This is a genomic window from Mycobacterium sp. IS-1556 (assembly GCF_001499985.1).
Lineage (GTDB): Bacteria > Actinomycetota > Actinomycetes > Mycobacteriales > Mycobacteriaceae > Mycobacterium.
Genome location: NZ_LQIM01000004.1, coordinates 32368 through 56044, shown reverse-complemented (window position 1 = coordinate 56044; position 23677 = coordinate 32368). Strand labels below are relative to the sequence as shown.

Here is a 23677-nt window from a genome sequence, read left to right as displayed (position 1 = left end):
CCGGGTTGTTAAACGTGCGGCAGGCGCCGTGGGAGTCCGGGCCGACAACCGCCGAGCGCCGTTACGGGTCGCGGGGCAGTCCCAGCAGGCGTTCGGCGATGATGTTGAGCTGCACTTCGGTGGTGCCGCCGTAGATCGTGGTGGCCCGGCTGCCGAGCAGGTACTCCGACCACACGCCCGGCAACTCTTTCGGGTCGGCGACGGCGCCGTCGGTGCCGAATGTCGACACCGCGAATTCCGCATAACCCTGACCGGTCTTCATCGACAGCAGCTTGGAGATCGCCGCGGCCGGCATCGGATCGCCGCCGGCGAGCGTCAGCAGCGTCGACCGCATGTTGAGCACCTTGGCCGCATGACCCTCGGCGATGAGCCTGCCCGCGTGGTTCTGCTCGATCTGGTCGAACTGTCCGTCTTGGAGAAACTCGACGAACCCGTTGAGGTTGGCCAGGAACGGCGGCTCGCTGCTGCCGATCGACACCCGTTCGTTGGTGAGCGTGTTACGGCTGACTTCCCAGCCCCGGTTCACCTCGCCGAGCACCAGTTCGTCGGGGACGAACACGTCGTCGATGAACACCGTGTTGAACATCGCGTTGCCGGTGAGCTCGCGCAACGGCTTGACCTCGATGCCGTCGGTGGCCATGTCGAGCAGGAAGTACGTGATGCCATTGTGTTTCGGGGCACTCGGGTCGGTGCGCGCGAGCAGTGCGCCCCATTGCGAGTACTGCGCGCCGGTGGTCCAGATCTTCTGTCCGGTGATTCGCCAGCCGCCGTCGACCTTGGTCGCCTTGGTGGTCAGGCTGGCCAGGTCCGAACCCGCGCCGGGCTCGGAAAACAGCTGGCACCAGATCATTTCGCCGCGGAACGTCGGCGGCAGGAAGCGCTGCTGCTGTTCTTCGGTGCCGAACGCGACGATCGAGGGGATGATCCAGGCCGCGATGCCCATCTGCGGGCGTTTGACCCGGCCGGCCTCGAACTCCTGGGCGATGATGATCTGCTCGACGGGACCCGCCGCCCGGCCCCATGGCTTGGGCAGATGCGGCTGCACCCAGCCGCCCTCGGCGATCGCGACCGTGCGTTCCTCGCGTGGAATGTCTTTCAGCGCAGCGACTTCCGCGCGGATCTCGTCGCGCAGCTTCTCTGTCTCCGGATCGAGGTCGATGTTGAGCTTGCGCATGCCGGTGCTGGTCGCGACGTCGACGACGTGCTGCGGGTAGTCGGCGTGCCGCCCGAAACCGGCCGCCAGCACCAGCGCGCGGCGGTAGTAGACGTTGGCGTCGTGCTCCCAGGTGAAGCCGATACCGCCGTGCACCTGGATGCAGTCCTGGGCGCAGTGCTGGGCGGCCTCGGGCGCCAGAGTGGCCGCGACCGCCGCGGCGAACTCGAAACCCGCTTCGGCCGCACCGGTTTCGCGGAACTCGTCGATGGCCCGGGCCGCGTCCCAGACGGCGGCGGTGGCCCGCTCGGTGTCGGCGATCATGCCAGCGCATTTGTGCTTGATCGCTTGGAACTGGCCGATGGGCCTGCCGAACTGCTCGCGGATCTTGGCGTACTCGGCCGCGGTGTCGGTGGCCCACCGGGCGACGCCGATGCATTCAGCGGACAGCAACGTCGAGATCAGTGCGCGCGCCAGCGGGCGGCTCAGGTTGCTCAGCACCCGGTCGTCGCCGACCTCGACGGCGTTCACGCGCACGTGGGCCACCGGCCGCAGCGGGTCCAGGCTCTTGACCGGTTCGATCTCCAGTTCCCCGGCCTCCAGGACCACCCATTTGTGACCGCTGGTTCCTTCTTCCAACCCGGCGACCGGCAGCACCAGCACCGAGGCCTGCTCGGCGGCGGGCACGGCGCGCACCTCGCCGCGGATGACCAGACCCGCGGCATCGTCGTCACCGTGGCGGGTGGCGGTCAGGCCGGAATCGATGGCGTAGGACGCGATCGTCGCACCGGAGGCCAGGTCGTTCAGGAGCGCGGCCTCGGGGTCGTGCGCGGCGATCAGCGCGCTGGCGATCGCCGACGGCACGAACGGGCCCGGCATCGCGCCGTAGCCGAACTCCGCGACGACGATCGCCAACTCGAGGATGCCGAAGCCTTGTCCGCCAACGCCTTCCGACAGGTGCACGCCCTGCAGGCCCTGCTCGGCGGCGCCCTTCCAGTAGGGCGGCGGATTCGGGATCGGCGTCTCCAGCGCTTCGTGCAGCACCTCCGACGGCGCCACCCGGGCGACGAAGGACCGTACCGAATCGGCCAGGTCGTTGTGCTCAGGGTTGATGGCGATGGGCATACCTACACCTCTTTGTGACTGGGCTGGGACGGGTCATTCCCTATTAACCGGTCGGTTGGGAAACACGATACCGTTCACGACGTTGGTCAGCTCGCGGCCGTCCCGCAGGCGGCGGCAGTTGTCCACCGCGAATTCCAGGTACCGCCGCATCGTGTCGGCGGTGTACCAGCTGACGTGCGGGGTCAGCACCACATTGTCGAGTTTCAACAGCGGATTGTCGGCCGCGACCGGCTCGGTCGCGAAGACGTCGAGGCCCGCGCCGGCCAGGTGGCCCGCACGCAGCGCCTCGACCAGGGCCGCCTCGTCGACGATGGCGCCGCGGCTGGTGTTGACCAGCACGGCGTCGGGCTTCATCAGTGACAGCGCCGCACGGTCGAGCATGCCCGCGGTGCGGTCGGTCAGCGGAAGATGCAGCGAGACGATGTCGCTGGCGGCCAGCAGGTCGGGTAGCGCACGCCAACCGGGATGACCGTCCTCGCGGGTACTGGTGTGCAGAATCCGATCGGGCGGGGTGCCCATGGCCAGCACGATTCGCTCCACCCGCTTGGCGATGTTGCCGTAGCCGATCAAACCGACGGTGCAGCCGCCGATGTCACGGACGGTTTCGCCCAGGCTCGGGTCGGACGGCCAGCCCCGGCCCGCGCGGGTGGCGGCGTCCAGTTCGGTCAACCGGCGCAGCGTGGCCAGCATCAGCAGCACGGTCCCTTCGGCGACCGAGGGGGCGTTCGCGCCGGGCATGTTCGCTACCGCGATCCCGTGGCCCGCCGCGAAGTCCACGTCGACAGTGTTGACCCCCGCGCCCATCTTGTGCACCAGCAGGCAGCGACCGGCCTTGGCCAGGTCCTCGCCGGAGATCGGCCGCAAGACGTGCCAGATCACCTCGGCCTCGGGCAACTCCCGGTAGAAGGTGGCGTCGTCATCGTCTGCGCAGTAGCGGATGTCGAGCCAATCAGCCTCCGGAGCAACGAAATCGAACACCTTCGGACCAGGGTTGAAATGGGCGAGGACTCGCAGCGTTGCGCGCTCGCGCGAGTCGTCGACGGCTAGCGCCACCGCTTGGCGATCCACTTGGCGATGGTATCGGCCTGCTCACTGCGGGCCCCGGGAGTGGTGAAGTAGTGGTCGCTGTCGATCGAGCATTGCGCCTTGTCGGCGCTGGCCAGTGCGTCGAAGATGCGCTGTGCATCCGACGGGTACACGCCGGTGTCCTGATCGGCGTTGATGACCAGCGCAGGGCAGGTGATCCGGTTGAGGTGTGGTTCGGCACGCGTCTGCGCATGCCTCAGGCTCCACATGCCGATCCAGTTGCGCAGCGTGCACGCCGCCGCGATGCCGCGCGCGGATCGGTTGGCCTGCACCGGCACTCCGGCGTAACACATGTTCGGGGGTCGCTTCGTCGGTTCCAGGGTGGGATCCACCATGCGTGGGTCGGCCCACGTGCGCAGCACCGTGAACGGGCGGTCGGAGAAACCCGCAGCCTGCACGCGCTCGAGCTCTGCCTCGGCCCAGTCGGTGATCGCGTCGTTGCGCGCGACCTGTGCGGCCCGATACCGCTCGACGAAATCCGCGGAGTACGGCGGGCCGTTGTGTCCGTCGAACAGGTCGAGCTCGGGATCGCTTGCCACCGGGTCGGTTTCGTCGATGACGGCGCCGTCCATCCATGCGGTGAGCACGTCGGGACGGCCGGGGTGTGCGGCGGTCGAGACGTAGCCGTCGGCGGGCGGCAGGTCGGTGAGTCCGGCCGCCGGGCGCATGCCGGCGAGCGGTGTCACATGCGGGTCGACGGCCTGCGCCTGGTATGCCGCCATCAACGACCCGCCGCCGGAGTTGCCAAGCAGTACAACGGTTTCCACGCCCTGGACCTCGCGCAGCCAGCGCACCCCCACGCCGATGTCGACGAGCGCGTGGTCGAGCAGGAAGCTGCTCTCGAACCCGCGATACCGCGTGTTCCATCCCAGGAAGCCGATGCCGCGAGTGGCCATGTAGTCGGCGAGATAGTGCTCGGAGAAGTCGATCTGGTAGTGCGTTGTGATCATCGCGACCTTCGGCTTGCGGCCCACTCCGCGGTGATAGAGACCTTGGCACGGGTGTCCGCCGGCGCCGGCGCGGCGGGCAGTGGGGGAGTCGAGGCCGATGAACTCGCGCATGACGCCCGGCGTTCCGGCGCTCGAGGAGGTTCTGCTCATGCGGCCCCCAAGGGGTACGTCGTACGACGGGATACGGTCGCCGAAAGCACCCTGTCGCCCACCCAAAAGCCATGGTGGTGAACGTGTTCGACCGTGCGCGTGACCGACATGAACGGCGGCGGGACGCGCGGGGCGATCGTCATGGCAGTGCCGGTCCGTTCGTCATTGATCGAGCTTGAACCTGATGCTAAATTCAGTTTGCGTTTCTGGCCAGAGATTCGCCCGAGGAGGCGCCAGATGATCAGGCCCGACAATCCGAACTCCGAATTCGAACTCGGCGGCATCAACCATGTGGCGCTGGTGTGCTCGGACATGGCGAAGACCGTCGACTTCTACAGCAACATCCTCGGCATGCCGTTGATCAAGTCGCTCGACCTGCCGGGCGGCATGGGCCAGCACTTCTTCTTCGATGCGGGCAACGGCGACTGCGTCGCGTTCTTCTGGTTCGCCGACGCGCCGGACCGGGTGCCCGGCATCTCCTCGCCCGAGGCCATCCCCGGTATCGGCGACATCGTCAGCGCGGTCAGCACCATGAATCACCTGGCTTTCCACGTGCCCGCCGAGAAGTTCGACGAGTACCGGCAGCGCCTCAAGGACAAGGGCGTGCGGGTCGGTCCGGTGCTCAATCACGACGAGAGCGAGGCGCAGGTCTCACCCACCGTGCACCCCGGTGTCTACGTCCGTTCGTTCTACTTCCACGATCCCGACGGCATCACGCTCGAATTCGCCTGCTGGACCAAGGAATTCACCGATAGCGACGCACAAGCGACGCCCAAGACGGCCGCCGACCGCCGCCCGAAGGTCACCGCCTGACGGTCAGGTCTCGGCACCCGACAGACCCGACAACACGTCGAGAGTCACCGCCAGCCGGTCGACGAGTTGGTCACTGTCGATTTCGAGGTTGCCGGCCAGCCACGCGCTGAGGGTCTGGCCTACGCCGCCGACCGCGAAATGCGCGGTTGCTCTGGTGAGTTCGCTGTCTTGCGCGCCGAGCGTGCCGGCGTGCTGCAGCAGCAGCATCGCGAACAGGGCCGTGGACTCGGCGCGCTTACGCACAATCACCGTGTTGGACAACTCGACACTGAACAGCAGGCGACCGACGCGCGCGTCGGCGGCGATCGCGCGCACCACATTGGCCATGCCCGCCCGCGACTGCTCCTGCGACGGTGCCGACGCGACAGCGGCCTGGGTGGTGGCGGCGATGTCGGCGACCACGCTGTCGAACACCGCGGCGACGAAGTCGTCCTTGTCGGTGAAGCTCTCGTAGAAGTAGCGGACGCCGAGGCCCGCCGCGCCGCAGATCGCCCGCACCGTCAGCTCGGCGGGGTCGTTCCCCCCGGCTCCGAGCAGGTCGAGGCCCGCTTCGAGCAGGCGGCGACGGCGCCGGGCGAGGCGCTCGGCCGCGTCGACGCCGCGGTACGGGCGGACCTGTGCCATGTCGCCATCTTGACACCCGGGCCGAGCAGGAGCAATATCAGGAAACAAGTGTTCTCACTTTTGTGCGATAGGGGTGCAGATGGTTTCCGAGCCGATCGACCACGTCGGACGTGCGGTCAACGACGCGCCCCTGCCCGGGCGCCCGTTGCGGCGCAACGTCGGGCCCGAGGACGCGATGCTGGGCATCGGGCTGCTGTCCGGGGCCGCGAACGTGATCATGGAACTCGCGCGGCCGGGGGTCGGATACGGCGTGAAGGACAGCCGTGTCGAAAGTGGCCGCGCGGACAGGCACCCGATCAAGCGGGCGCGGACCACGTTCACGTACCTGGCCGTGGCGCTCGCGGGTAGTGACGAACAGAAGGCGGTGTACCGTCGCGCGGTCAACCGGTCGCACGCCGAGGTGTACTCGCTGCCGGACAGCCCGGTCGAATACAACGCGTTCAACAAGGACCTCCAGCTCTGGGTGGCCGCCTGCCTGTACAAGGGGTTCGTCGACGTGTTCCGGATCTTCGTCGGCGAGATGGACGATGAGTCCGCGGACCGCCACTACCGGGACGCCGCCGCGCTCGGCACGACGCTGCAGGTGCCCGCCGAGATGTGGCCCGCGGACCGCAAGGCGTTCGATGAGTACTGGCAGGAGTCGCTGGACAAGGTGCACATCGACGCCGCGGTGCGCGAGTACCTGTGGCCGATCGCGGCGGGCAGGCTCGGCGACGTCAAGGCGCCGGCGTGGCTGCAGCGGCGGACCGACGCCGTCAACCTCTTCATGACGACCGGCTTTCTGCCCCAGCGCTTCCGCGACGAGATGGGGTTGCCGTGGGATGCGGCCAAACAGCGCCGGTTCAACCGGGTGATGCGGACGCTGGGCCGGGTCAACAATGTGATGCCGCGCTTCGTCCGGCAGTTTCCGTTCAACGTGCTGCTCAAGGATCTGGACTGGCGCGTCCGCACCGGCCGCCCCCTGGTGTAGCGAGCCCACTGTCGGAATCTCGGCGTAGAAACAACTGCATGCGTACTGATGACGACACCTGGGACATCACCACAAGCGTCGGCTCGACGGCGTTGTTCGTCGCCGCCGCCCGTGCGCTGGAGGCGCAGAAGCCCGACCCCGTCGCGGTCGATCCGTTCGCCGAGGTCTTTTGTCGCGCGGTAGGCGGCGAGTGGGCGGACCTGCTCGACGGCCGGGCACCCGAGCATGCGCTCAACACGGAGTTCGGCGTGGACTTCGTCAACTTTCAGGCGGTGCGCACCAAGTACTTCGACGACTACTTCCGCGCCGCTGCCGCAGCGGGCGTTCGGCAGATCGTCCTTCTGGCCGCCGGGCTTGACTCGCGCGGGTACCGACTCGACTGGCCCGACGGCACCCTGCTTTTCGAGTTGGACCAGCCGCAGGTGCTCGAATTCAAGCGGCAAACGCTCGCCGGGCACAGCCCGCGGGCCGAACGCCGGGAGATCGCGGTCGACCTGCGCAACGACTGGCCGCAAGCGCTGAGGGGCCACGGGTTCGACGCGGCCAAGCCGTCCGCCTGGATCGCCGAGGGACTGCTGATCTATCTGCCCGCCGCCGCTCAACGGCAGCTGTTCACCGGTATCGACGCCCTGGCCGCACCCGGTAGTCACGCCGCCGTGGAGGAAGCGGCGCCGATGGACGCCGCCGCGTTCGAGGCCAAGAGGGCCGAAGAGCGGGCCACGGGCGGGGACGACACGTTCTTCAACCTGGTCTACAACGAACAGCACGAGCCCGCCGCGAGCTGGTTCGGCGCCCGCGGGTGGCGCGCCGAAGCCACCCCACTGCCGGACTGGCTGCGCGGGAACGGTCGGCCGGTGCCGGCGGACGATTCCGAGGCCGCCGTGATGGTCAGCACGATCAGCCTGGTCAGCGCCGTCAAAGAGGGGAAACGGCTCACCGGCTGAAGCAAAATAGGTGCGTCTGTACAAGTTAGCTTAGTCAATGCTAACTTCGGGCGGAAAGTTAGCCTGCGATGACTACGGGGAGATCACGGCGCGTGCCGCTACCAACCGATTTTGCTGCGACTTCGCGCGTCGATCACGACGTGGTGAGTCGGTTCGCCACGTGTTGCCGAGCCCTGGGGCTCTCCGTGCACGACCGCCGCCGTCCGCCCGATCCCGCCGCTGCCCGCGCCGGTTTCGCCGAACTCACCCGCATCGCCCGCGAGCAGTGCGATGCCTGGACCGGGCTCGCCGCGGCGGGCGACACCAGCGCGAAGGTCGTCGAAGCCATCTGGCGCACCGTCGCCACGGCGGGGGTGCTGCAGCGCCACGTGCAACTCACCGAGGGCGATCTGGCGTTCACCTATGACGCCGGGCTCTACCTCAAGTTCTCGGCGTCGGCTCCCGACGACTTCCAGCTGGCCTACGCCGTCACGCTGTGCGACGCCGGCGACTATTCCGCCGCCGACGAACTGGTGGAGCCGCTGATCACCAGGCGCCCCGGCTGGTTCGAGGCGCGGTGGGTGCGGGTCGCGATGTACTACCGGGCCGAGCGCTGGTCCGACGTGGTGCGGCTGCTCACCCCGATCGTCAACGACAAGAAGCTCGACGAGACGTCGGCACACGCCGTGCGCGTGACGCTCGGCATTTCACTGGCCCGCCTCGGCATGTTCGCCCCGGCGCTGTCATATTTGGAGGACCCGGCGGGACCGGTAGACGTCGCGACGACGGACGGCACGCTCGTCAAGGCGCTGTGCCTGCGTGCCCAGGGTGAAGAGCTCGACGCCGCCGACGTGCTCGCCGAGCTCTACGCCGCCAACCCCGAGAACGAGCAGATCGAGCTCGCCCTGTCGGACACCTCCTACGGCATCGTGACCACCACGGCTGCGCGCATCGAGGGCCGCTCCGATCCCTGGGATCCCGCCACCGAACCGACCGAGGCCGAGTTCGTCGACCCCGGCGCCAAGGAGCGTAAGGCGCACCTACTGGTCGAAGCCGAGGCGGAGCTCGCCGAGTTCATCGGCCTGGAAGAGGTCAAGTATCAGGTTGCGCGCCTGAAGAGTTCGGTCGCGATGGCGATCCGCCGCCAGGAGCGCGGGCTGACGGTGGCCCAGCGCACCAACCACCTGGTGTTCGCGGGCCCGCCCGGTACCGGTAAGACCACGATCGCGCGCGTCGTCGCCAAGATCTATTGCGGGCTGGGCATTCTCAAGAAGGAGACGGTCCGCGAGGTGCACCGCGCCGACCTGATCGGTCAGCACATCGGCGAGACCGAGGCCAAGACCAACGCGATCATCGACAGCGCGCTCGACGGCGTGCTGTTCCTCGATGAGGCCTATGCGTTGGTGTCGACCGGCGCCAAGAACGACTTCGGTCTGGTCGCCATCGACACGCTGCTGGCACGCATGGAGAACGATCGCGAGCGGTTGGTCGTCATCGTCGCCGGTTACCGCAAGGACCTCGACGCATTCCTGGACACCAACGAGGGTCTGCGGTCCCGCTTCACGCGCAGCATCGAATTCCCGTCGTACTCACCACACGAACTGGTCGAGATCGCGATGCGGATGGCCGAGAAGCGCGACAGTGTCTTCGAGCCGGCCGCGCTCGCCCACATGGAAGCGTTGTTCGGCCAGTTGGCCGCGGCCACCACGCCGGACGCCACCGGGATCGAGCGGCGCAACCTGGACATCGCCGGTAACGGCCGGTTCGTCCGCAACCTGGTCGAGCGTTCCGAGGAGGAGCGCGAATACCGACTCGACCACTCCGATTCCGAAGACTTCACCGATGACGAGCTGATGACCATCACCGACGAAGACGTCACCAAATCCGCCATTCCGCTGCTGCGTGGCCTCGGCCTGGCGGTGCCCGAATGAGCACTCCCGACAACTCGAATCGTCGCGCGTTCGCCTCGCGGACACCGGCCAACGAGAACCCCGACCGGGTCGTGTACCGCCGCGGGTTCGTCACCCGCCATCAGGTCACCGGATGGCGGTTCATCATGCGGCGCATCGCATCCGGCGTCGCCCTGCACGACACCCGCATGCTCGTCGACCCGCTTCGCACCCAGACCCGCTCGGTGCTCGTCGGCGCGCTGGTGCTGATCACCGGGCTGGCCGGGTGTGTCGTGTTCTCGTGGATCCGGCCCGGCGGGGTGGCGGGCAACGACGCGATCCTGGCCGACCGCACCACCTCGGCGCTCTACGTCCGCCTCGGCGAGCAGCTGCACCCGGTGCTGAACCTGACGTCTGCACGCCTGATCGCGGGTCGCCCGGACAACCCGTCGCAGGTCAAGACAAGCGAGATCGATCAGTTCCCCCGCGGCAATCTGCTCGGCATCCCCGGCGCGCCGGATCGCACGGTGCAGAACACGACCCGTGACGCCGACTGGACGGTGTGCGACGGGGTTTCGGGACCCGCCGTCGGTGTCACGATGATCGCGGGCCCGTTGGCCGACGGTGGCGAGCGCGCTGCGCCGTTGGCCGACGACCAAGCGATTCTGGTGTCCAATCCGAGTGGCCCCAACGCCGGCACCTGGTTGCTGTGGGACGGCCGTCGCAGCCCGATCGACATGAACGACCGCGCCGTCACCAGCGCGCTGGGCTTCGGCACCGAGCCCGCCGTCGCCCGACCGATCGCGCCCGGGCTGTTCAACGCGGTGCCCGAAGCACCCGCGCTGAGCCCGCCGGCGATCCCGGGCGCAGGCGAACCGCCGCGTTATCCGCTGCCGGTGCCCGCACCGGTCGGCGCGGTGGTGGCCGCCTTCGCCGCCGACAACACGCTGCGCCATTACGCGGTGCTCAGCGAAGGGCTGCAACCGATTTCACCGGTCATCGCGTCGATCATGCGCAACGCGAATTCGTTCGGGCTCGACCAGCCGCCGAGGTTGGGCGCCGATGACATCGCGCGTCTACCCGTCGCGAATGTCATCGACACCGACGCCTATCCGAATGAACCGCTCACGCTCGTCGACGCCGCGGACGCGCCGTTGACATGCGCCCGGTGGACGCGGCCCGCCGACGCCACCAGCGCGACGCTGGACCTCCGTTCCGGGGTCACACTGCCGGTGTCCGAAGAATTGCGCGCCGTCCCACTGGTCGGAGCCGGTTCGGGCACCACCGCGAACCGCGTGGTGATGACGCCTGGTCGCGGCTACCTGGTCCAGACCGTCGGCCAGGACGGCGGGGGCGCGTCGACCCCACCCGTCGGCGGCGCATCCTTCTGGCTCAGCGACGTCGGGGTCCGCTACGGCCTCGACGAGAACGGTGACCAGAAAGCCATCGACGCGCTCGGGCTGACCCCGCCCGCGGTACCGATTCCATGGTCGATGCTGAGCCAGTTCGCGCCAGGTCCGACGTTGTCGCGCGCCGACGCGCTGTTGGCCCATGACGCGCTCGCCGCCGACCCCCGCCCCGCCGTCGTGAGGGAGAAGCCGTGAGCGCAGCTTGCAAGCGAACCATCAGCACAGAACACGCCGGGCGAGCCTGCGAGGCCGGCGCGTGAGTCGGCTCATTTTCGAGGCGCGTCGCCGCATCCCGGTGCCGACGACGCGCAAGGGCACCATCACCATCGAGCCGCCGCCGGAACTGCCGCGGGTCGTGCCGCCGTCGCTGCTGCGGCGGGTGCTGCCGTACCTGATCGTCATCCTGATCGTCGGCATGATCGTGGCGCTGGTGGCCACCGGCATGCGGCTGATCTCGCCGACGACGCTGTTCTTTCCGTTCGTCCTGCTGCTGGCCGCCACTGCGCTCTACCGCGGCACCGACAACAAGATGCGCACCGAGGAGGTCGACGCCGAGCGCGCCGACTATCTGCGTTACCTGTCGGTGGTTCGCGACAACGTGCGCGCACACGCCGCCGAGCAGCGCGCCGCGCTCGAGTGGTCGCACCCGGATCCGGGGCTGCTCATCGACGTGCCCGGTACGCGCAGGCAGTGGGAGCGCGATCCGCACGACCCGGACTTCCTGGTGGTGCGCACCGGACTGCACGATGCCCCGCTCAACGCGACGCTGCGGGTGAAGGACAGCGCGGACGAGGTCGACCTGGAACCGGTGTCGCACAGCGCGTTACGGGGACTGCTCGACGTGCAGCGCACGGTGCGCGCGGTGCCGACGGGCATCGACCTGGGCAAGGTCTCCCGCATCACGGTGCTCGGCGAGCCGGACGACGTCCGCGGGGCACTGCGCGGCTGGATCACCCAGGCGGTCACCTGGCACGACCCGGCGGTGCTGGGTGTCGCGCTGCTCGCGCCGGACATCGAGAGCGACGACTGGTCCTGGCTGAAGTGGCTGCCGCACAACGACATTCCCGGGTCGGTGGATGGCGCCGGGCCGGCGCGTTACCTGGCGTCCGATGTCGCTGAGCTGCGCTCGCTGCTCGCGCCTGCGCTCGACGACCGGCCGCCGTTCGGCGACGCCGACGAAACGGGTGCCAAGCACCTGCTCATCGTCGTCGACGATCCCGACGTGGATCCCGGCGCGTTGGTCCCGCGGGGCGGACTGGCCGGTGTGACGCTGGTGCAGCGGATCGCCGAACCGCCGCACCGCGAGCAGTACCCCGACCCGGAGCGGCCGATCCTGCAGGTGAGCGACGGGCAGCTGCGGCGCTGGCAGACCGGCGGGTGGCAGCCATACGTCGACGCCGCCGACCAACTCGACGTCGCCACCGCGCGGCACATCGCACGCCGGCTGTCGAGGTGGGACTCGAACCCGAGCCACGCGCGGACCGCCAGCGCCGGCGTCGCCACGTTCTCGACGCTGCTCGGCATTCCCGACGCCGCGGCGCTGGACGTGGCGAGCCTGTGGGCTCCGCGGGCGCGCGCCGACGAACTGCGGGTGCCCATCGGGGTGACCGCGACGGGCGAGCCGCTCATCTTCGACCTCAAGGACGAGGCGGAGGGCGGCATGGGCCCGCACGGCCTGATGATCGGCATGACGGGTTCGGGCAAGTCGCAGACCTTGATGTCGATCCTGCTGTCGCTGTTGACGACTCACTCCGCAGATCGGCTAATCGTGATCTACGCCGACTTCAAGGGCGAGGCCGGGGCGGACATCTTCCGGGACTTCCCGCAGGTGGTCGCGGTCATCTCGAACATGGCCGAAAAGCGTTCGCTGGCCGACCGATTCGCCGACACACTGCGCGGTGAGGTGGCGCGCCGGGAGCAACTGCTGATGGAGGCCGGGCGTCGGGTTCAGGGCAGCGCGTTCAACTCGGTGCTCGAGTACGAGGCCGCCATAGCGGCGGGTCACGACCTGCCGCCGTTGCCCACGCTGCTCGTCGTCGCCGACGAGTTCTCGCTGATGCTGTCCGACCACCCGGAATACGCCGAGCTGTTCGACTACGTCGCGCGCAAGGGCCGTTCGTTCCGCATCCACATCCTGTTCGCGTCGCAGACGCTGGACGTGGGCCGGATCAAGGACATCGACAAGAACACCTCCTATCGCATCGGGCTCAAGGTGGCCAGTCCGGCCGTCAGCCGCCAGATCATCGGTGTCGAAGACGCGTTCCACATCGAGGCCGGCCCCGAGCACAAGGGCGAGGGTTTTCTGGTGCCGACGCCCGGTGCGATGCCGGTCAAGTTCCGCAGCACCTACGTCGACGGCATCTACGACCCGCCGCGGATCGAGAAGTCTGTTGTCGTGCAGGCGGTTCCGGTACCGCAACAATTCACTGCCGGTCACGTCGAGGCGCCCGCCGACACCGTCGTCGTCTCCGATCCGGCTGCGCACGAGGACCGTCCGCCGCGCAAGCTCGTCGCCACCATCGGCGATCAGCTCGCGAACTACGGTCCGAAGGCGCCACAGCTGTGGTTGCCGCCGCTGGACGAGCCGATTCCGCTCGACGAGTTGCTCGCGCGCGCCGACGTGGCCGAACGCCAGTGGCGTTGGCCGCTCGGCGAGATCGACCGCCCGTTCGCGATGCGCCGCGATCCGCTGATCTTCAACGCCAGGTCCGCTGCGGCCAACATGTTGATTCACGGCGGCCCGAAGTCCGGTAAGACCACGGCGCTGCAGACGTTCATCCTGTCCGCCGCGGCGCTGCACTCACCGCGCGACGTGTCGTTCTACTGCCTGGACTACGGCGGGGGCCAGTTGCGTCCGCTGGCAGACCTGGCGCACGTCGGCAGCGTCGCTTCGCCGCTGGAACCCGAGCGCATCCGGCGCACGTTCGGCGAGCTCGAACAGCTGCTGCGCGCCCGCCAGGCACATGGCCACTCGGGTAACGGTCAGCGCGACGACTACGGCGAAGTTTTCCTGGTCATCGACAACCTGTACGCGTTCAGCCGCGACAACACCGACACCTTCAACACCCGGAATCCGTTGTTGGCGAAAGTGACCGAGTTGGTGAACACCGGGATGTCCTACGGCATCCACGTCGTGATCACCACGCCGAACTGGCTCGAGGTGCCGCTGGCGATGCGCGACGGCCTCGGTCTGCGTCTCGAGTTGAAGCTGTCCGACGCGCGTGACAGCAACGTGCGGATCACCGGTGCATTGCGCCGGCCCGCCGAAGCGGTACCGGCCGATCAGCCGGGCCGCGGTTTGACCATGGCCGCCGAGCACTTCCTGTTCGCCGAGCCGTCACTGCGCGACATCGGGGTGATCAACGCCCGCCATCGGGGTGTCACCGCGCCGCCGGTGCGGCTGCTGCCGCGCGATCTGGCGCCGGCCGCGGTGGCGCCGTTGTATCCGGCGCCGGAGCGCGTCGTCATCGGCCAGCGCGAGGAGGACCTCGCGGCCGTGACGATGGCGTTCGACCAGAACCCGCTGCTGATGGTGTTCGGCGATGCCAAGTCGGGCAAGACGACGCTGCTGCGTCACGTGATCCGCACGGTGCGGGAGCACTCCACGTCGGACCGGGTCGCGTTCACGGTGATCGACCGTCGCCTGCATCTGGTCGACGAACCGTTGTTCCCGGACAACGAGTACACGCCGAACATCGACCGGATCACCCCTGCGATGCTGGGGCTCAGCGCACTGCTGGAGAGGCGCCGCCCGCCGGCCGGGCTGTCCCCGCAGGAACTGAGCAGGTGGACCTACCAATCCGGTGAGGACGGCCACACCCACTACCTGATCATCGACGACGTCGACCAGATCCCGGACGCCCCCGCGGTCAGCGGTCCGTTCGTCGGGCAACGGCCGTGGACCGGGATCATCGGTTTGCTGTCGCAGGCAAGTGAACTGGGTCTGCGCGTCATCGTGACCGCGCGGGCCACCGGTTCGGCGCACGCTTTGATGACGGCACCGCTGCTGCGCCGGCTCAACGAGTTGCAGGCGGCCATCCTCATGCTGTCGGGCAACCCGCAGGACAGCGGCAAGATCCGGGGCCACCGGTTCCGCCGTCTGCCTGCGGGCCGCGCGATGTTGCTGGACGATGGCGATGGCCCGACGTTCCTGCAACTCGTCAACCCGTTCGCCGACGCGGTCGCAGAGAGCACCGGCAACAACGGCACTAGTGGAAGGGAGTTCAACTGATGACTCTTCGCGTCGTTCCCGAGGGTCTGGCCGCGGCGGGTTCCGCCGTCGAGGCGTTGACGGCCCGATTGGCGGCCGCGCACGCCGCCGCCGCGCCATTGGTCAGCACGGTGGTGCCGCCGGCCGTCGACGCGGTGTCGCTGCAGACCGCCGCGGGGCTGAGTGCGCACGGCACGCAGCACAACACGGTGGCCGCGCACGGCGTCGAGGAGCTGGGCCGCTCCGGCGTCGGCGTCGGGCAGTCCGCCACCAGTTACGCCACCGGTGACGCCATGGCCGCTTCGACGTACCTGGTCGCCGGTAGCTGATCATGACGGCTCCGATCTGGATGGCGCTGCCTCCGGAGGTGCACTCGACCATGCTGAGCAGCGGGCCCGGGCCGGGTTCGCTGTTGGCGGCCGCGGGTGCGTGGCAGTCGCTGGCCGCCGAATACTCCTCCGCCGCAGCGGAGTTGACCGCCGTGCTGGGGGCGGTGCAGGGCGGCGCCTGGGAAGGGCCGAGCGCCGAGCAGTATGTCGCTGCGCATGCGCCATATCTCGCGTGGTTGGCGCAGGCCAGCGCCAACAGCGCGGCGTCGGCGGTTCAGCACGAGGCCGCCGCGGCGGCGTATACGACGGCGTTGGCGATGATGCCGACGCTGCCCGAGTTGGCGCTCAACCACGCCACGCACGCGGTGCTGACGGCGACGAACTTCTTGGGTATCAACACGATCCCGATCGCGTTGAACGAAGCCGACTACGTGCGGATGTGGATCCAGGCCGCGACGACGATGAGCACCTACCAGGCGGTGTCGGGAGCGGCGGTGGCGGCCACCCCCATGACGACACCGGCACCGATGCTGTTGGCTCCCGGTGTGGGAGAGGCCGGTTCGGCCGCCGCCGACGCACAGCACGCCTCGGCGATGGCCACCGCCGCCGACTCCGGTTCGGCGCGGAATCTCGCCGACTCCATCGCGCGATTTCTGGAGGAGCTTCAGAAGTTCTTCGAGGACTTGTTCGATTCTCTCAATGACTTCATGGGCAACTTCTTCGCGTGGCTCTTCAACCCGGGGTCGGGAGTGGTGCTCTTATTCGTCCTCTATCAGGCGATCACCCAGCCACTCGGATGGACCACGTGGTCGCTGATCTTCAGTGCTCCGATATTGCTGCCGATAATGATCGGCCTCATCGTCCAGGCGCTGAACCCCCCGCCAATGGCTGTGCCCGCACCCGCGCCAGCGCCTGCCGTCGCCCCTGTCCCGGCCCAGCCGGTCCCGGTGACGCGGGCCGAGAGTATGCCACCCGTCACCGCGGTGGCGCCGACCGTTCCCACTGGAACCGCCGCTCCGACGACGTCGGTCGGTGCCGGGTCGGCCCCAGCGGGCGCGCCGCCCGCCCCGGCGGCGGCAACTGCGGTGCCGTACGCGATCGCCGGCCCCGACCCGGACGAGGGTGTCTCCCCGACGTTCCGGGACGGCATCAGCGCCAAGGCGCCGGCGTCCGACATCGCGGCATCCGCGGCTGCGGCCGCCGCGGCATCGTCGTTGGCCAAACGGAAGGCTCGCCGCAAGCGCCCGCAGCCGATCCACCAACGCCAGTACGCCGACGCCTACATGGACTACGAGCCGGAAGACGAGACGCCGCCGCCCGAAACGGTGCGGCGTCCGCACGTGAGCGCATCGGAAAAGGGCGCAGGCGCAGTGGGTTTCACCGGTGCAGCGACCAAGTCCGACACCGAGCAGGCCGCCGGGCTGACCGAGCTCGCCGGCGACTCCTTCGGCGGCGGACCCACCGAACCCATGCTGCCCAGCGACTGGGACCACAAGGGGGGAGAGCGCGACTGAACAGAGCTGAGCGAAACCCGAACCGCCGAACCACGATCCGAAAGGAAAAACCATGAGCCTCTTGGACGCTCACATCCCGCAACTCGTGTCATCCGAGGCCGCGTTCTCCGCGAAGGCCGCCCTGATGCGCAGCACCATGGCGCAGGCCGAACAGGCTGCCCAGTCGGCGCAGGCGTTCCACATGGGCGAGTCGTCGGCCGCCTTCCAGGCGTCCCACGCCCGCTTCATCGAGGTCTCCGCGAAGATCAACTCGCTGCTCGACATCGCCCAGGTCAATCTCGGCGACGCCGCGGGCACCTATGTCGCCGAGGACGCCGCGGCGGCCAGCACCTACACCGGTATCTGAACTTCGAACTGACCTAGAGGGAGAACCTGATGTCTCAGATCATGTACAACTACCCGGCGATGCTGGCCCACGCGGGCGAGATGTCCGGTTACGCGGGCGCTCTGCACGCCGTCGGCGCCGACATCGCCAGCGAGCAGGCGGCATTGGCCGGCGCCTGGCAGGGCGACACCGGCATGACGTACCAGGCGTGGCAGTCGCAGTGGAACGCCAGCCTCGAGGAACTGGTGCGCGCATACCGCGCGATGGCTGCCACGCACGAACAGAACACCATGTCGATGAGCGCCCGTGACCAGGCCGAAGGCGCCAAATGGGGTGGCTGATCGGCGGTGGCAGTTAACGCAGTCGAGCTGACCGCGGAGCAGGCCTGGTTCGTCGCCGATGCGTCGGGCGCAGGGAACTATCCCTGGGTGCTGGCCATCACCCCGCCGTACAGCGACCACGCTGAGCGGGCGGCAGTCGAGTCCAGGCTGTCGGCCGAACTGGTGGAGCTGGGCGTGATGACCGCCGACCGGACCGTCGATCCCTATGTCCGGCAATGGGTTACGACGACGTGCCGGCCCCGGCGGTGGCTCGAACTCAGATTCGTCCGCGGCTCCGGCAGCATGCTGCGCGGGCACGTCGCGCGCCGTGGCGAGCACACCGTCGTCGCGCTGCGCGCCGGCGGCCTCGTCACGCTCACCGCGTTGGACGTGGACCACCCGCAGGCACTCGTGCCCATCCTGACGGCCGGGTTGTCGGGCCGGCCGCCGGCCGGCTTCGACGAGTTCGCCATCCCCGCCCGGATCGGGGCGCGCGCCGACGAGCAGCTGCGCAACGGCGCGACGCTGGACGACGTCGTCGAGTTCCTCGGCATCCCGCCGAGCGCGCGCGCCGTGGTGGAAGCCGCGTACGCGCCGGACCGCAGTTATGTGGAGATTGTCGCGGGCGATCACCGCGACGGTCACCGTGTCAGCACCGACGTCGGCGTCAGCGTCGTCGACACCCGGGAAGGCAGGGTCCTCGTCCATCCGTCGAAGGCGTTCGACGGCGAATGGGTGTCGACCTTCGCCCCCGGCACACCGCTGGCGATCGCGACCGCGGTCGAGCGGCTCACCGCAACGCTGCCCGACGGGGCGTGGTTCCCCGACCTGCAACTCACCCGAGACTTCGATTCAAACCAAAGAACGGAACCGCAATGGCAGACCATCCGATGACCGGCACCTCTTCCCTGGCAACCATGCCGCCAGGGCCGCCAGGGCCGTCGGGGCCGTCGGAGAGGACCGAGGCGTCCGCGCCGTCGATGCCGATCGTTCGGGTCGCCGTGCTCGCCGCGGGCGAGGCCGGCGGCCGGGTCACGGACATGGCGTTGCCTACCGAACTTCCCCTGCGCGAGATCCTGCCCGCGGTACGCCGGATGGCGATGCCCGCCGACGAGGAATACGACGACGCCGCACCGGTCGTGCTGTCGCTCGCCCCGGTCGGCGGCGCGCCGTTCAGCCTCGACGCGACCCTGAACACCGTCGGCGTCGTCGACGGCGACCTTCTTGCGCTGCAGCCGCTACCCGCCGGGCCCGCGGCACCGCGAATCGTCGAGGACATCGGCGATGCGGCGGTCATCTTCTCGGCTGCCCGCGAAAAGCCTTGGGGTGCAGCGCACATCGCCCGCGGCGCGGCAGCGGCCGTCGTCGCGCTGATCCTGGTTGCCACGACGTTCGCCGCTGTGCACAGTGAGGTCGTCGGCGGTTTCGCCGGCCTCATGGCGGCCAGCGGGATCGCGGTGCTCACGGTGCTGGCCGCGCTCCTCACCTGGGGCCGGTCACCTCGGCTCGGCACGGCGCTGGCCGTGACGGCGTTGGCGCCGATCGCCGTGGCCCTCGCGCTCGCGGTACCCGGCGAGTTCGGGCCGTCGCACGTGCTGCTGGCCGCCGCGGGCGTGACGGCCTGGTCGATCATGAGCATCGTCGTCGCCCAGCGCGCCATCGCGATCTTCACGGCGGCAACGGTCGTCGGCGCCGGCGCCCTGATCACCGCGGGCGCTGCCACGATCTGGACGCTGGACCACCTCGTCGTCGGATCCGTGCTGGTTGTGCTGGCGCTGGTGGTCACGGTCCAAGCCGCCCAACTCTCCGCGGTGTGGTCGCGACTGCCGGTTCCGGTGATTCCCGCCCCCGGTGACCCGACGCCGTCGGCGCCGTCGCTCAAGGTGCTCGCGGATCTGCCGCGGCGGGTCAGGATCAGCGACTCCCACCAGACCGGCTTCATCGCCGGAGGAGTGCTGCTGAGCACCGCGGGCGCACTGACATTGGCGGCCCCGCAAGGCGTTTCGAGCTGGGCGTGGTACGTCGTGGCCGCGGTCGCGCTGGGTTCTGTGCTGCGGGCGCGGGTGTGGGACTCCGCGCCGTGCAAGGCGTGGCTGCTGAGTCTGCCGTTCCTGCTGGCGATCTCGTTCCTCGTCGTGTTCAGTGTCGACGACCGCTACACCGCCGCGTGGTGGGCGCTGGCGGCGCTCGCGGGCTTGACGGCGGTGTGGGTGATCGCGGCACTGTTCCCGCGGGTGGCGTCGCCCGACACCTACTCGCTGCCCATGCGCCGCCTGGTCGGTTTCCTGGCGTCTGCCGTCGACGCGTCGCTCATCCCGGTGCTGGCGTACCTGGTCGGACTGTTCACCTGGGTGCTGAACCGATGAGGCATCGGTGATGCGCGACGGACTGCGCACCGTATTCGCCGCCACGGCGGTGGCACTGACCGTCCTGAGCATGAGTTGCCCGATGGCGCAGGCGATCACACCGCCGCAAGTGGATCCCGCGGTGCCACCGCCGTCGGGTGCCCCCGGCCCGGTGCAACCGATGTCTCAGCGCGGCCCGTGCGTCAGCGCCGGTGTGCTGCCGGGCACCGATCCCGGTGCGCCCGGCCCGAACCGCGAGCTGCTCAACCTCGAGGGCGCCTGGGAGTACAGCCGCGGGGACGGACAGGTCGTGGCCGTCATCGACACCGGTGTGCGGCCGGGCCCGCGGCTGCCGAACGTCGATCCAGGCGGGGACTTCGTCGCGGACACCGATGGGCTGACCGACTGCGACGGGCACGGAACGCTGGTGGCCGGGCTGATCGCCGGCCAGCCGGGGCCCGACGGGTTCTCCGGCGTCGCGCCCGGAGCCCGGGTGTTGTCGATCCGATCCACCTCGGCGCGGTTCTCACCGACCGAGTCGGTGGAGAACCAGGCCGTGGCGCGTGTCGCGCTCGACGTCGCGACGCTGGCCCGCGCTGTCGTGCGCGCCGCGGACCTGGGTGCGCGCGTGATCAACATCTCCGCGGTCACCTGCCTGCCCGCCACCGAGACCGTCGACCAGAGTCAGCTCGGCGCGGCCCTGCGGTACGCCGCCGTCGAGAAGGATGCGGTGATCGTCGCCGCGGCCGGGAACAACAAAGCGGGTCTCAACCCCGGTTCGGCGTGCCCGTCGAACCCGTTGTCGGATCCCGCTCGCCCGGAGGACCCCCGCAACTGGTCGGGCGTCACGTCGGTGTCGATCCCGTCGTCCTGGCAGCCGTTCGTGCTCTCGGTCGGGGCGCTGACCTCTGCGGGCCGGCCGGCGGATTTCACGATGGCCGGACCATGGGTGGACATCGCGGCGCCGGGGCAGGACATCGCGTCGGTGGGCAACGGCGACGGCGGGGGGCTCGCCAACGCGTTGCCCGACAGCCAGGGCCGGCTGTTCCCGCTGAACAGTTCGAGTTTCGCGGCGGCCTATGTGTCCGGTGTCGCGGCGTTGGTGCGCAGCCGGTTCCCCGAGTTGACCGCCGAACAGGTCAGGGATCGCCTGACTGCGGGGGCCCAGGGGGCGGCCCGGGCGCCGTCGAACCTGACCGGGTTCGGGCTCGTCGACCCCGTCGCCTCACTGACGTGGGATGTGACGGCGGCCATCGACGACGACGGTGACCCGGAACCCCGGCCGGTCGCCGCGCCGCCGGCGCCGCAGGCGCCCGATTCCACCCCGAAAGTCGTCGCGTTCGCGGGTACCGGGGCGCTGGCGTTGATCGCGGCCGTGACGGCGGCGGTGGCGGTGCACCGGCGAAGGAAACTCGACAATCAACCGGAGGCATCGTGACCGTTCGAATTGCGTTGGCGTCGTTGGCCGTGGTGTTGGCGGCCATGGCGTACCCGTGGGAGTCCACCACCGACTGGTGGATCCTGGGAATCGCGGCCGCCGTCGTCGTGGTGGTGTTCGCTTGGTGGCGTGGACAGTTCGTGACGACCATGATCGGCCGCAGGGTGGCGGTGTGGCGACGCAACCACTCGAAGCCGAAGGCGCAGAGGCCGGATCAGGCAACCGTGGTGCTGCGTGTCGACGGCCCGGCAGGCGTCGATGTGTCGCTGCCGTTGCTGGCCGGATACGTCGAGCGGTTCGGGGTCCGCAGCGAGAAGGTTCGGGTCACCAACCTCGATCAGGACGGTGTCCGCACCACCTGGATCAGCCTGACCCTGGACGCGAAGGCGAATCTGGTTGCCCTGCAGGCACGTTCTCCGGAACTTCCGCTACACGACACCGCTGAGATCGCCGGCCGGCGGCTCGCCGACCATCTGCGGGAGGCGGGTCTCGACGCCGCGATCGTCGAAGACACCGACGCGCCGTTGGGCGCAGCGCGGCGCGAGAAGTGGTCGGGGGTATGCGATGACCGCGGATTCATCTCTGTCTACAAGATTCCGGTCGATGAGCGGTTGGCTGAGCGCCTCGCCGAGGTGTGGTCGCAGCAGGGTGAGACGTGGACCGCCCTCGAGTTCAGCGGCACCGCGGCGCAACCGGTCGTCGCCGCGGCGTGCGCCTTCCGCACTCCCGACGTGGTGCGCAAGGCACCCTTGCCCGGGTTGACCGCCCACCGCGGACTCCAAAGGCCGTTGCTGACCGCACTGGACCCCAAAGCCGTTGGCCATCTAGGTGTTTCGGGCAAGCCGGTATCGCGTGAGCAGTTGGAGCGCATCGCCTGGCCGGCGGGAACGCGGCCGGAGTTCAGTCGAACATGAAGCCCTGCATGAACCGCGTCATCCGGCGCAGGTAGTCGGGCTGGCTGACGTGCAGGATGTGGTTGCCGGGAAACCAGTGGAACGCGCAGCGGTCCCAGTGCTCCCATAGCATCTCGGCCTGCTCCGGCGGCGCCAACCGGTCACCGAGACCGGTGATGATCAACCTCCGGTCCTTCGGCACCAACGGCGCGTAATTCAGCGGCGACGAGAACCGGGTCGCAGCGCTGGTGAGCTCGGCATCGGTGCCCGACAGCAGGTTACGCAACGCCACCACCTTGTTGGCGGGGAACCATTCGTCGACGGTCTGATCGGGCGCCACCACCGGGACGTTGGGGATGACGGCCTGGATGCGATCGTCGATGCCCGCGATCAGCGCCGCCGTATACCCGCCGAGCGACATCCCGGTCAAGGCGATGCGATCGACGCCGGTGAACTCGAGATAGTCCATGATCGAGCGGAAGTCATGCACCGACTGCGCCATCGCTTCGGCGAAACCGGAGAACCCGTTGGCGAAGAACCCGTAACCGCTGAAGGGCGAGCCCTTCTCGGCGCGGGGACCGTGAAAGGGCATGGTGTAGAGCAGGACGTCGTAACCGGATCGGAAGAACCACGGCAGGGAGAAGAACAGCCCGTTGAACAGATAGGGCGAACCCATGAACCCATGGATCAGACACAGCGTCGGGTGCGGACCGTCGTCGTGCCGCCAGTGCTGGGCGTGCACGACGTTGTTGCGCTCGAATCCTCGGCACTGTGTGCGCAACGCCGGGTTGATCGCCTCGAAGCTGCTGTTGAACCGGATGTTCTCGACGCGACCCTTCGCTATCCACTCAGCGAACGGGTTTGCGGTGCGCGAGGTGACCCGGGGACGCGATGCCGGCGCCGGGAACGACTGCGCGGAATCGTTCGCCGCGGCCAGTTCGGCGTAGAACTGCAACTGCTCGCGCTCGGCGCGCGACTGCGACCGGCGCAGCCCATCCGCCAGGGTCGGCAGCATGGTGGTCGCGAGCAGCGAGGCGATCGCGGTCCGCAGCGCGATGTCGGCGACGGCCGACGTGTCGACGATGAGCCGCTGGCGCAAGGTGAGATCGGCACGGCGGGGAAGTCCGCCGGTAGTGGCGTCCGCGCCGGGTACGTCGGGAACGGGAATGGGGGGATCCACCGGGTTGGCGTCCGATTGGCTCACGTCCGCA

General features: G+C 69.0%; 19 protein-coding genes. 14 read left to right on the top strand and 5 right to left on the bottom strand.

Going from position 1 to position 23677, the window contains the following annotated elements; translation table 11 throughout:
* Window positions 1–61 precede the first annotated feature (61 nt).
* From AU187_RS05165 to AU187_RS05155, 3 genes are read right to left on the bottom strand one after another with little or no spacing between them, the layout of a single operon-like run.
* Window positions 62–2278, bottom strand: a complete 2217-nt coding sequence (locus AU187_RS05165) for an acyl-CoA dehydrogenase family protein (RefSeq protein ID WP_059098709.1) — start codon at window positions 2276–2278, stop codon at window positions 62–64.
* A gap of 33 nt (window positions 2279–2311) precedes the next feature.
* Window positions 2312–3346: a 2-hydroxyacid dehydrogenase gene (locus AU187_RS05160; protein WP_231740264.1), complete on the bottom strand. Its 1035-nt coding sequence runs from the start codon at window positions 3344–3346 to the stop codon at window positions 2312–2314.
* Entirely contained in the window at window positions 3322–4464 is a 1143-nt protein-coding gene (locus tag AU187_RS05155) for an alpha/beta hydrolase (protein ID WP_059098708.1), read from the bottom strand. The genes AU187_RS05160 and AU187_RS05155 overlap by 25 nt, the downstream gene beginning before the upstream one ends.
* Window positions 4465–4701: 237 nt before the next feature.
* Here AU187_RS05155 and AU187_RS05150 point away from each other — a divergent pair, with 237 nt between their 5' ends.
* The gene (locus AU187_RS05150; protein ID WP_059098802.1) at window positions 4702–5277 is read left to right on the top strand and encodes a VOC family protein; all 576 of its coding nucleotides are present in this window, start codon (window positions 4702–4704) and stop codon (window positions 5275–5277) included.
* A 3-nt stretch (window positions 5278–5280) separates the two neighbouring features.
* Here AU187_RS05150 and AU187_RS05145 read toward each other — a convergent pair whose 3' ends face one another.
* The gene (locus AU187_RS05145) at window positions 5281–5901 is read right to left on the bottom strand and encodes a TetR/AcrR family transcriptional regulator (RefSeq protein WP_059098707.1); all 621 of its coding nucleotides are present in this window, start codon (window positions 5899–5901) and stop codon (window positions 5281–5283) included.
* A 79-nt stretch (window positions 5902–5980) separates the two neighbouring features.
* Here AU187_RS05145 and AU187_RS05140 point away from each other — a divergent pair, with 79 nt between their 5' ends.
* From AU187_RS05140 to eccE, 13 genes are all read left to right on the top strand, one after another.
* Entirely contained in the window at window positions 5981–6871 is an 891-nt protein-coding gene (locus AU187_RS05140; RefSeq protein WP_059098801.1) for an oxygenase MpaB family protein, read from the top strand.
* A 38-nt stretch (window positions 6872–6909) separates the two neighbouring features.
* On the top strand, window positions 6910–7815 hold the full coding sequence (locus AU187_RS05135) for a class I SAM-dependent methyltransferase (protein ID WP_059098706.1): 906 nt from the start codon (window positions 6910–6912) through the stop codon (window positions 7813–7815).
* A gap of 68 nt (window positions 7816–7883) precedes the next feature.
* Window positions 7884–9725, top strand: coding sequence for a type VII secretion AAA-ATPase EccA (gene eccA / locus AU187_RS05130; protein WP_082683954.1), 1842 nt, complete (start codon window positions 7884–7886; stop codon window positions 9723–9725).
* Window positions 9722–11287 (top strand): type VII secretion protein EccB, encoded by a 1566-nt coding sequence (gene eccB, locus AU187_RS05125; RefSeq protein ID WP_059098704.1) that lies wholly within the window; start codon window positions 9722–9724, stop codon window positions 11285–11287. Before eccA ends, eccB begins: the two co-directional genes overlap by 4 nt.
* 61 nt (window positions 11288–11348) lie before the next feature.
* Complete coding sequence (gene eccCa / locus AU187_RS05120) at window positions 11349–15323, top strand: type VII secretion protein EccCa (RefSeq protein WP_059098703.1); 3975 nt, start codon at window positions 11349–11351, stop codon at window positions 15321–15323.
* Window positions 15323–15631, top strand: a complete 309-nt coding sequence (locus AU187_RS05115) for a PE family protein (protein WP_059098702.1) — start codon at window positions 15323–15325, stop codon at window positions 15629–15631. Before eccCa ends, AU187_RS05115 begins: the two co-directional genes overlap by 1 nt.
* 2 nt (window positions 15632–15633) lie before the next feature.
* Window positions 15634–17145: a PPE family protein gene (locus AU187_RS05110; protein WP_059166338.1), complete on the top strand. Its 1512-nt coding sequence runs from the start codon at window positions 15634–15636 to the stop codon at window positions 17143–17145.
* A gap of 52 nt (window positions 17146–17197) precedes the next feature.
* Entirely contained in the window at window positions 17198–17491 is a 294-nt protein-coding gene (locus AU187_RS05105) for a hypothetical protein (protein WP_059098700.1), read from the top strand.
* Between the two features lie 29 nt (window positions 17492–17520).
* Complete coding sequence (locus AU187_RS05100; RefSeq protein WP_059166337.1) at window positions 17521–17811, top strand: WXG100 family type VII secretion target; 291 nt, start codon at window positions 17521–17523, stop codon at window positions 17809–17811.
* Between the two features lie 6 nt (window positions 17812–17817).
* Window positions 17818–18684: an ESX secretion-associated protein EspG gene (locus AU187_RS05095; protein WP_059166336.1), complete on the top strand. Its 867-nt coding sequence runs from the start codon at window positions 17818–17820 to the stop codon at window positions 18682–18684.
* An 86-nt stretch (window positions 18685–18770) separates the two neighbouring features.
* Window positions 18771–20156 carry a type VII secretion integral membrane protein EccD gene (gene eccD, locus AU187_RS05090; protein ID WP_059166335.1) on the top strand — a complete coding sequence of 462 codons (1386 nt, stop codon included), beginning with the start codon at window positions 18771–18773 and terminating at the stop codon, window positions 20154–20156.
* A gap of 10 nt (window positions 20157–20166) precedes the next feature.
* Entirely contained in the window at window positions 20167–21573 is a 1407-nt protein-coding gene (mycP, locus tag AU187_RS05085) for a type VII secretion-associated serine protease mycosin (protein WP_059166334.1), read from the top strand.
* A complete protein-coding gene (eccE, locus tag AU187_RS05080) occupies window positions 21570–22487 on the top strand; it encodes a type VII secretion protein EccE (RefSeq protein ID WP_059166333.1) in 918 nt (305 codons plus the stop codon). The genes mycP and eccE overlap by 4 nt, the downstream gene beginning before the upstream one ends.
* Here the strand turns inward: eccE and AU187_RS25375 are convergent.
* Window positions 22474–23670: an alpha/beta hydrolase family protein gene (locus tag AU187_RS25375; RefSeq protein ID WP_059166332.1), complete on the bottom strand. Its 1197-nt coding sequence runs from the start codon at window positions 23668–23670 to the stop codon at window positions 22474–22476. The genes eccE and AU187_RS25375 overlap by 14 nt on opposite strands.
* Window positions 23671–23677 lie beyond the last annotated feature (7 nt).

What these genes read in the sequence shown, in the direction of transcription:
- AU187_RS05165 (WP_059098709.1), bottom strand. Translation starts at nt 2,278, where the DNA reads ATGCCCATCGCCATCAACCCTGAGCACAACGACCTGGCCGATTCGGTA.
- AU187_RS05155 (WP_059098708.1), bottom strand. Translation starts at nt 4,464, where the DNA reads ATGAGCAGAACCTCCTCGAGCGCCGGAACGCCGGGCGTCATGCGCGAG.
- AU187_RS05150 (WP_059098802.1), top strand. Translation starts at nt 4,702, where the DNA reads ATGATCAGGCCCGACAATCCGAACTCCGAATTCGAACTCGGCGGCATC.
- AU187_RS05145 (WP_059098707.1), bottom strand. Translation starts at nt 5,901, where the DNA reads ATGGCACAGGTCCGCCCGTACCGCGGCGTCGACGCGGCCGAGCGCCTC.
- AU187_RS05140 (WP_059098801.1), top strand. Translation starts at nt 5,981, where the DNA reads ATGGTTTCCGAGCCGATCGACCACGTCGGACGTGCGGTCAACGACGCG.
- AU187_RS05135 (WP_059098706.1), top strand. Translation starts at nt 6,910, where the DNA reads ATGCGTACTGATGACGACACCTGGGACATCACCACAAGCGTCGGCTCG.
- eccA (WP_082683954.1), top strand. Translation starts at nt 7,884, where the DNA reads ATGACTACGGGGAGATCACGGCGCGTGCCGCTACCAACCGATTTTGCT.
- eccB (WP_059098704.1), top strand. Translation starts at nt 9,722, where the DNA reads ATGAGCACTCCCGACAACTCGAATCGTCGCGCGTTCGCCTCGCGGACA.
- AU187_RS05115 (WP_059098702.1), top strand. Translation starts at nt 15,323, where the DNA reads ATGACTCTTCGCGTCGTTCCCGAGGGTCTGGCCGCGGCGGGTTCCGCC.
- AU187_RS05110 (WP_059166338.1), top strand. Translation starts at nt 15,634, where the DNA reads ATGACGGCTCCGATCTGGATGGCGCTGCCTCCGGAGGTGCACTCGACC.
- AU187_RS05105 (WP_059098700.1), top strand. Translation starts at nt 17,198, where the DNA reads ATGAGCCTCTTGGACGCTCACATCCCGCAACTCGTGTCATCCGAGGCC.
- AU187_RS05100 (WP_059166337.1), top strand. Translation starts at nt 17,521, where the DNA reads ATGTCTCAGATCATGTACAACTACCCGGCGATGCTGGCCCACGCGGGC.
- eccD (WP_059166335.1), top strand. Translation starts at nt 18,771, where the DNA reads ATGCCGATCGTTCGGGTCGCCGTGCTCGCCGCGGGCGAGGCCGGCGGC.
- mycP (WP_059166334.1), top strand. Translation starts at nt 20,167, where the DNA reads ATGCGCGACGGACTGCGCACCGTATTCGCCGCCACGGCGGTGGCACTG.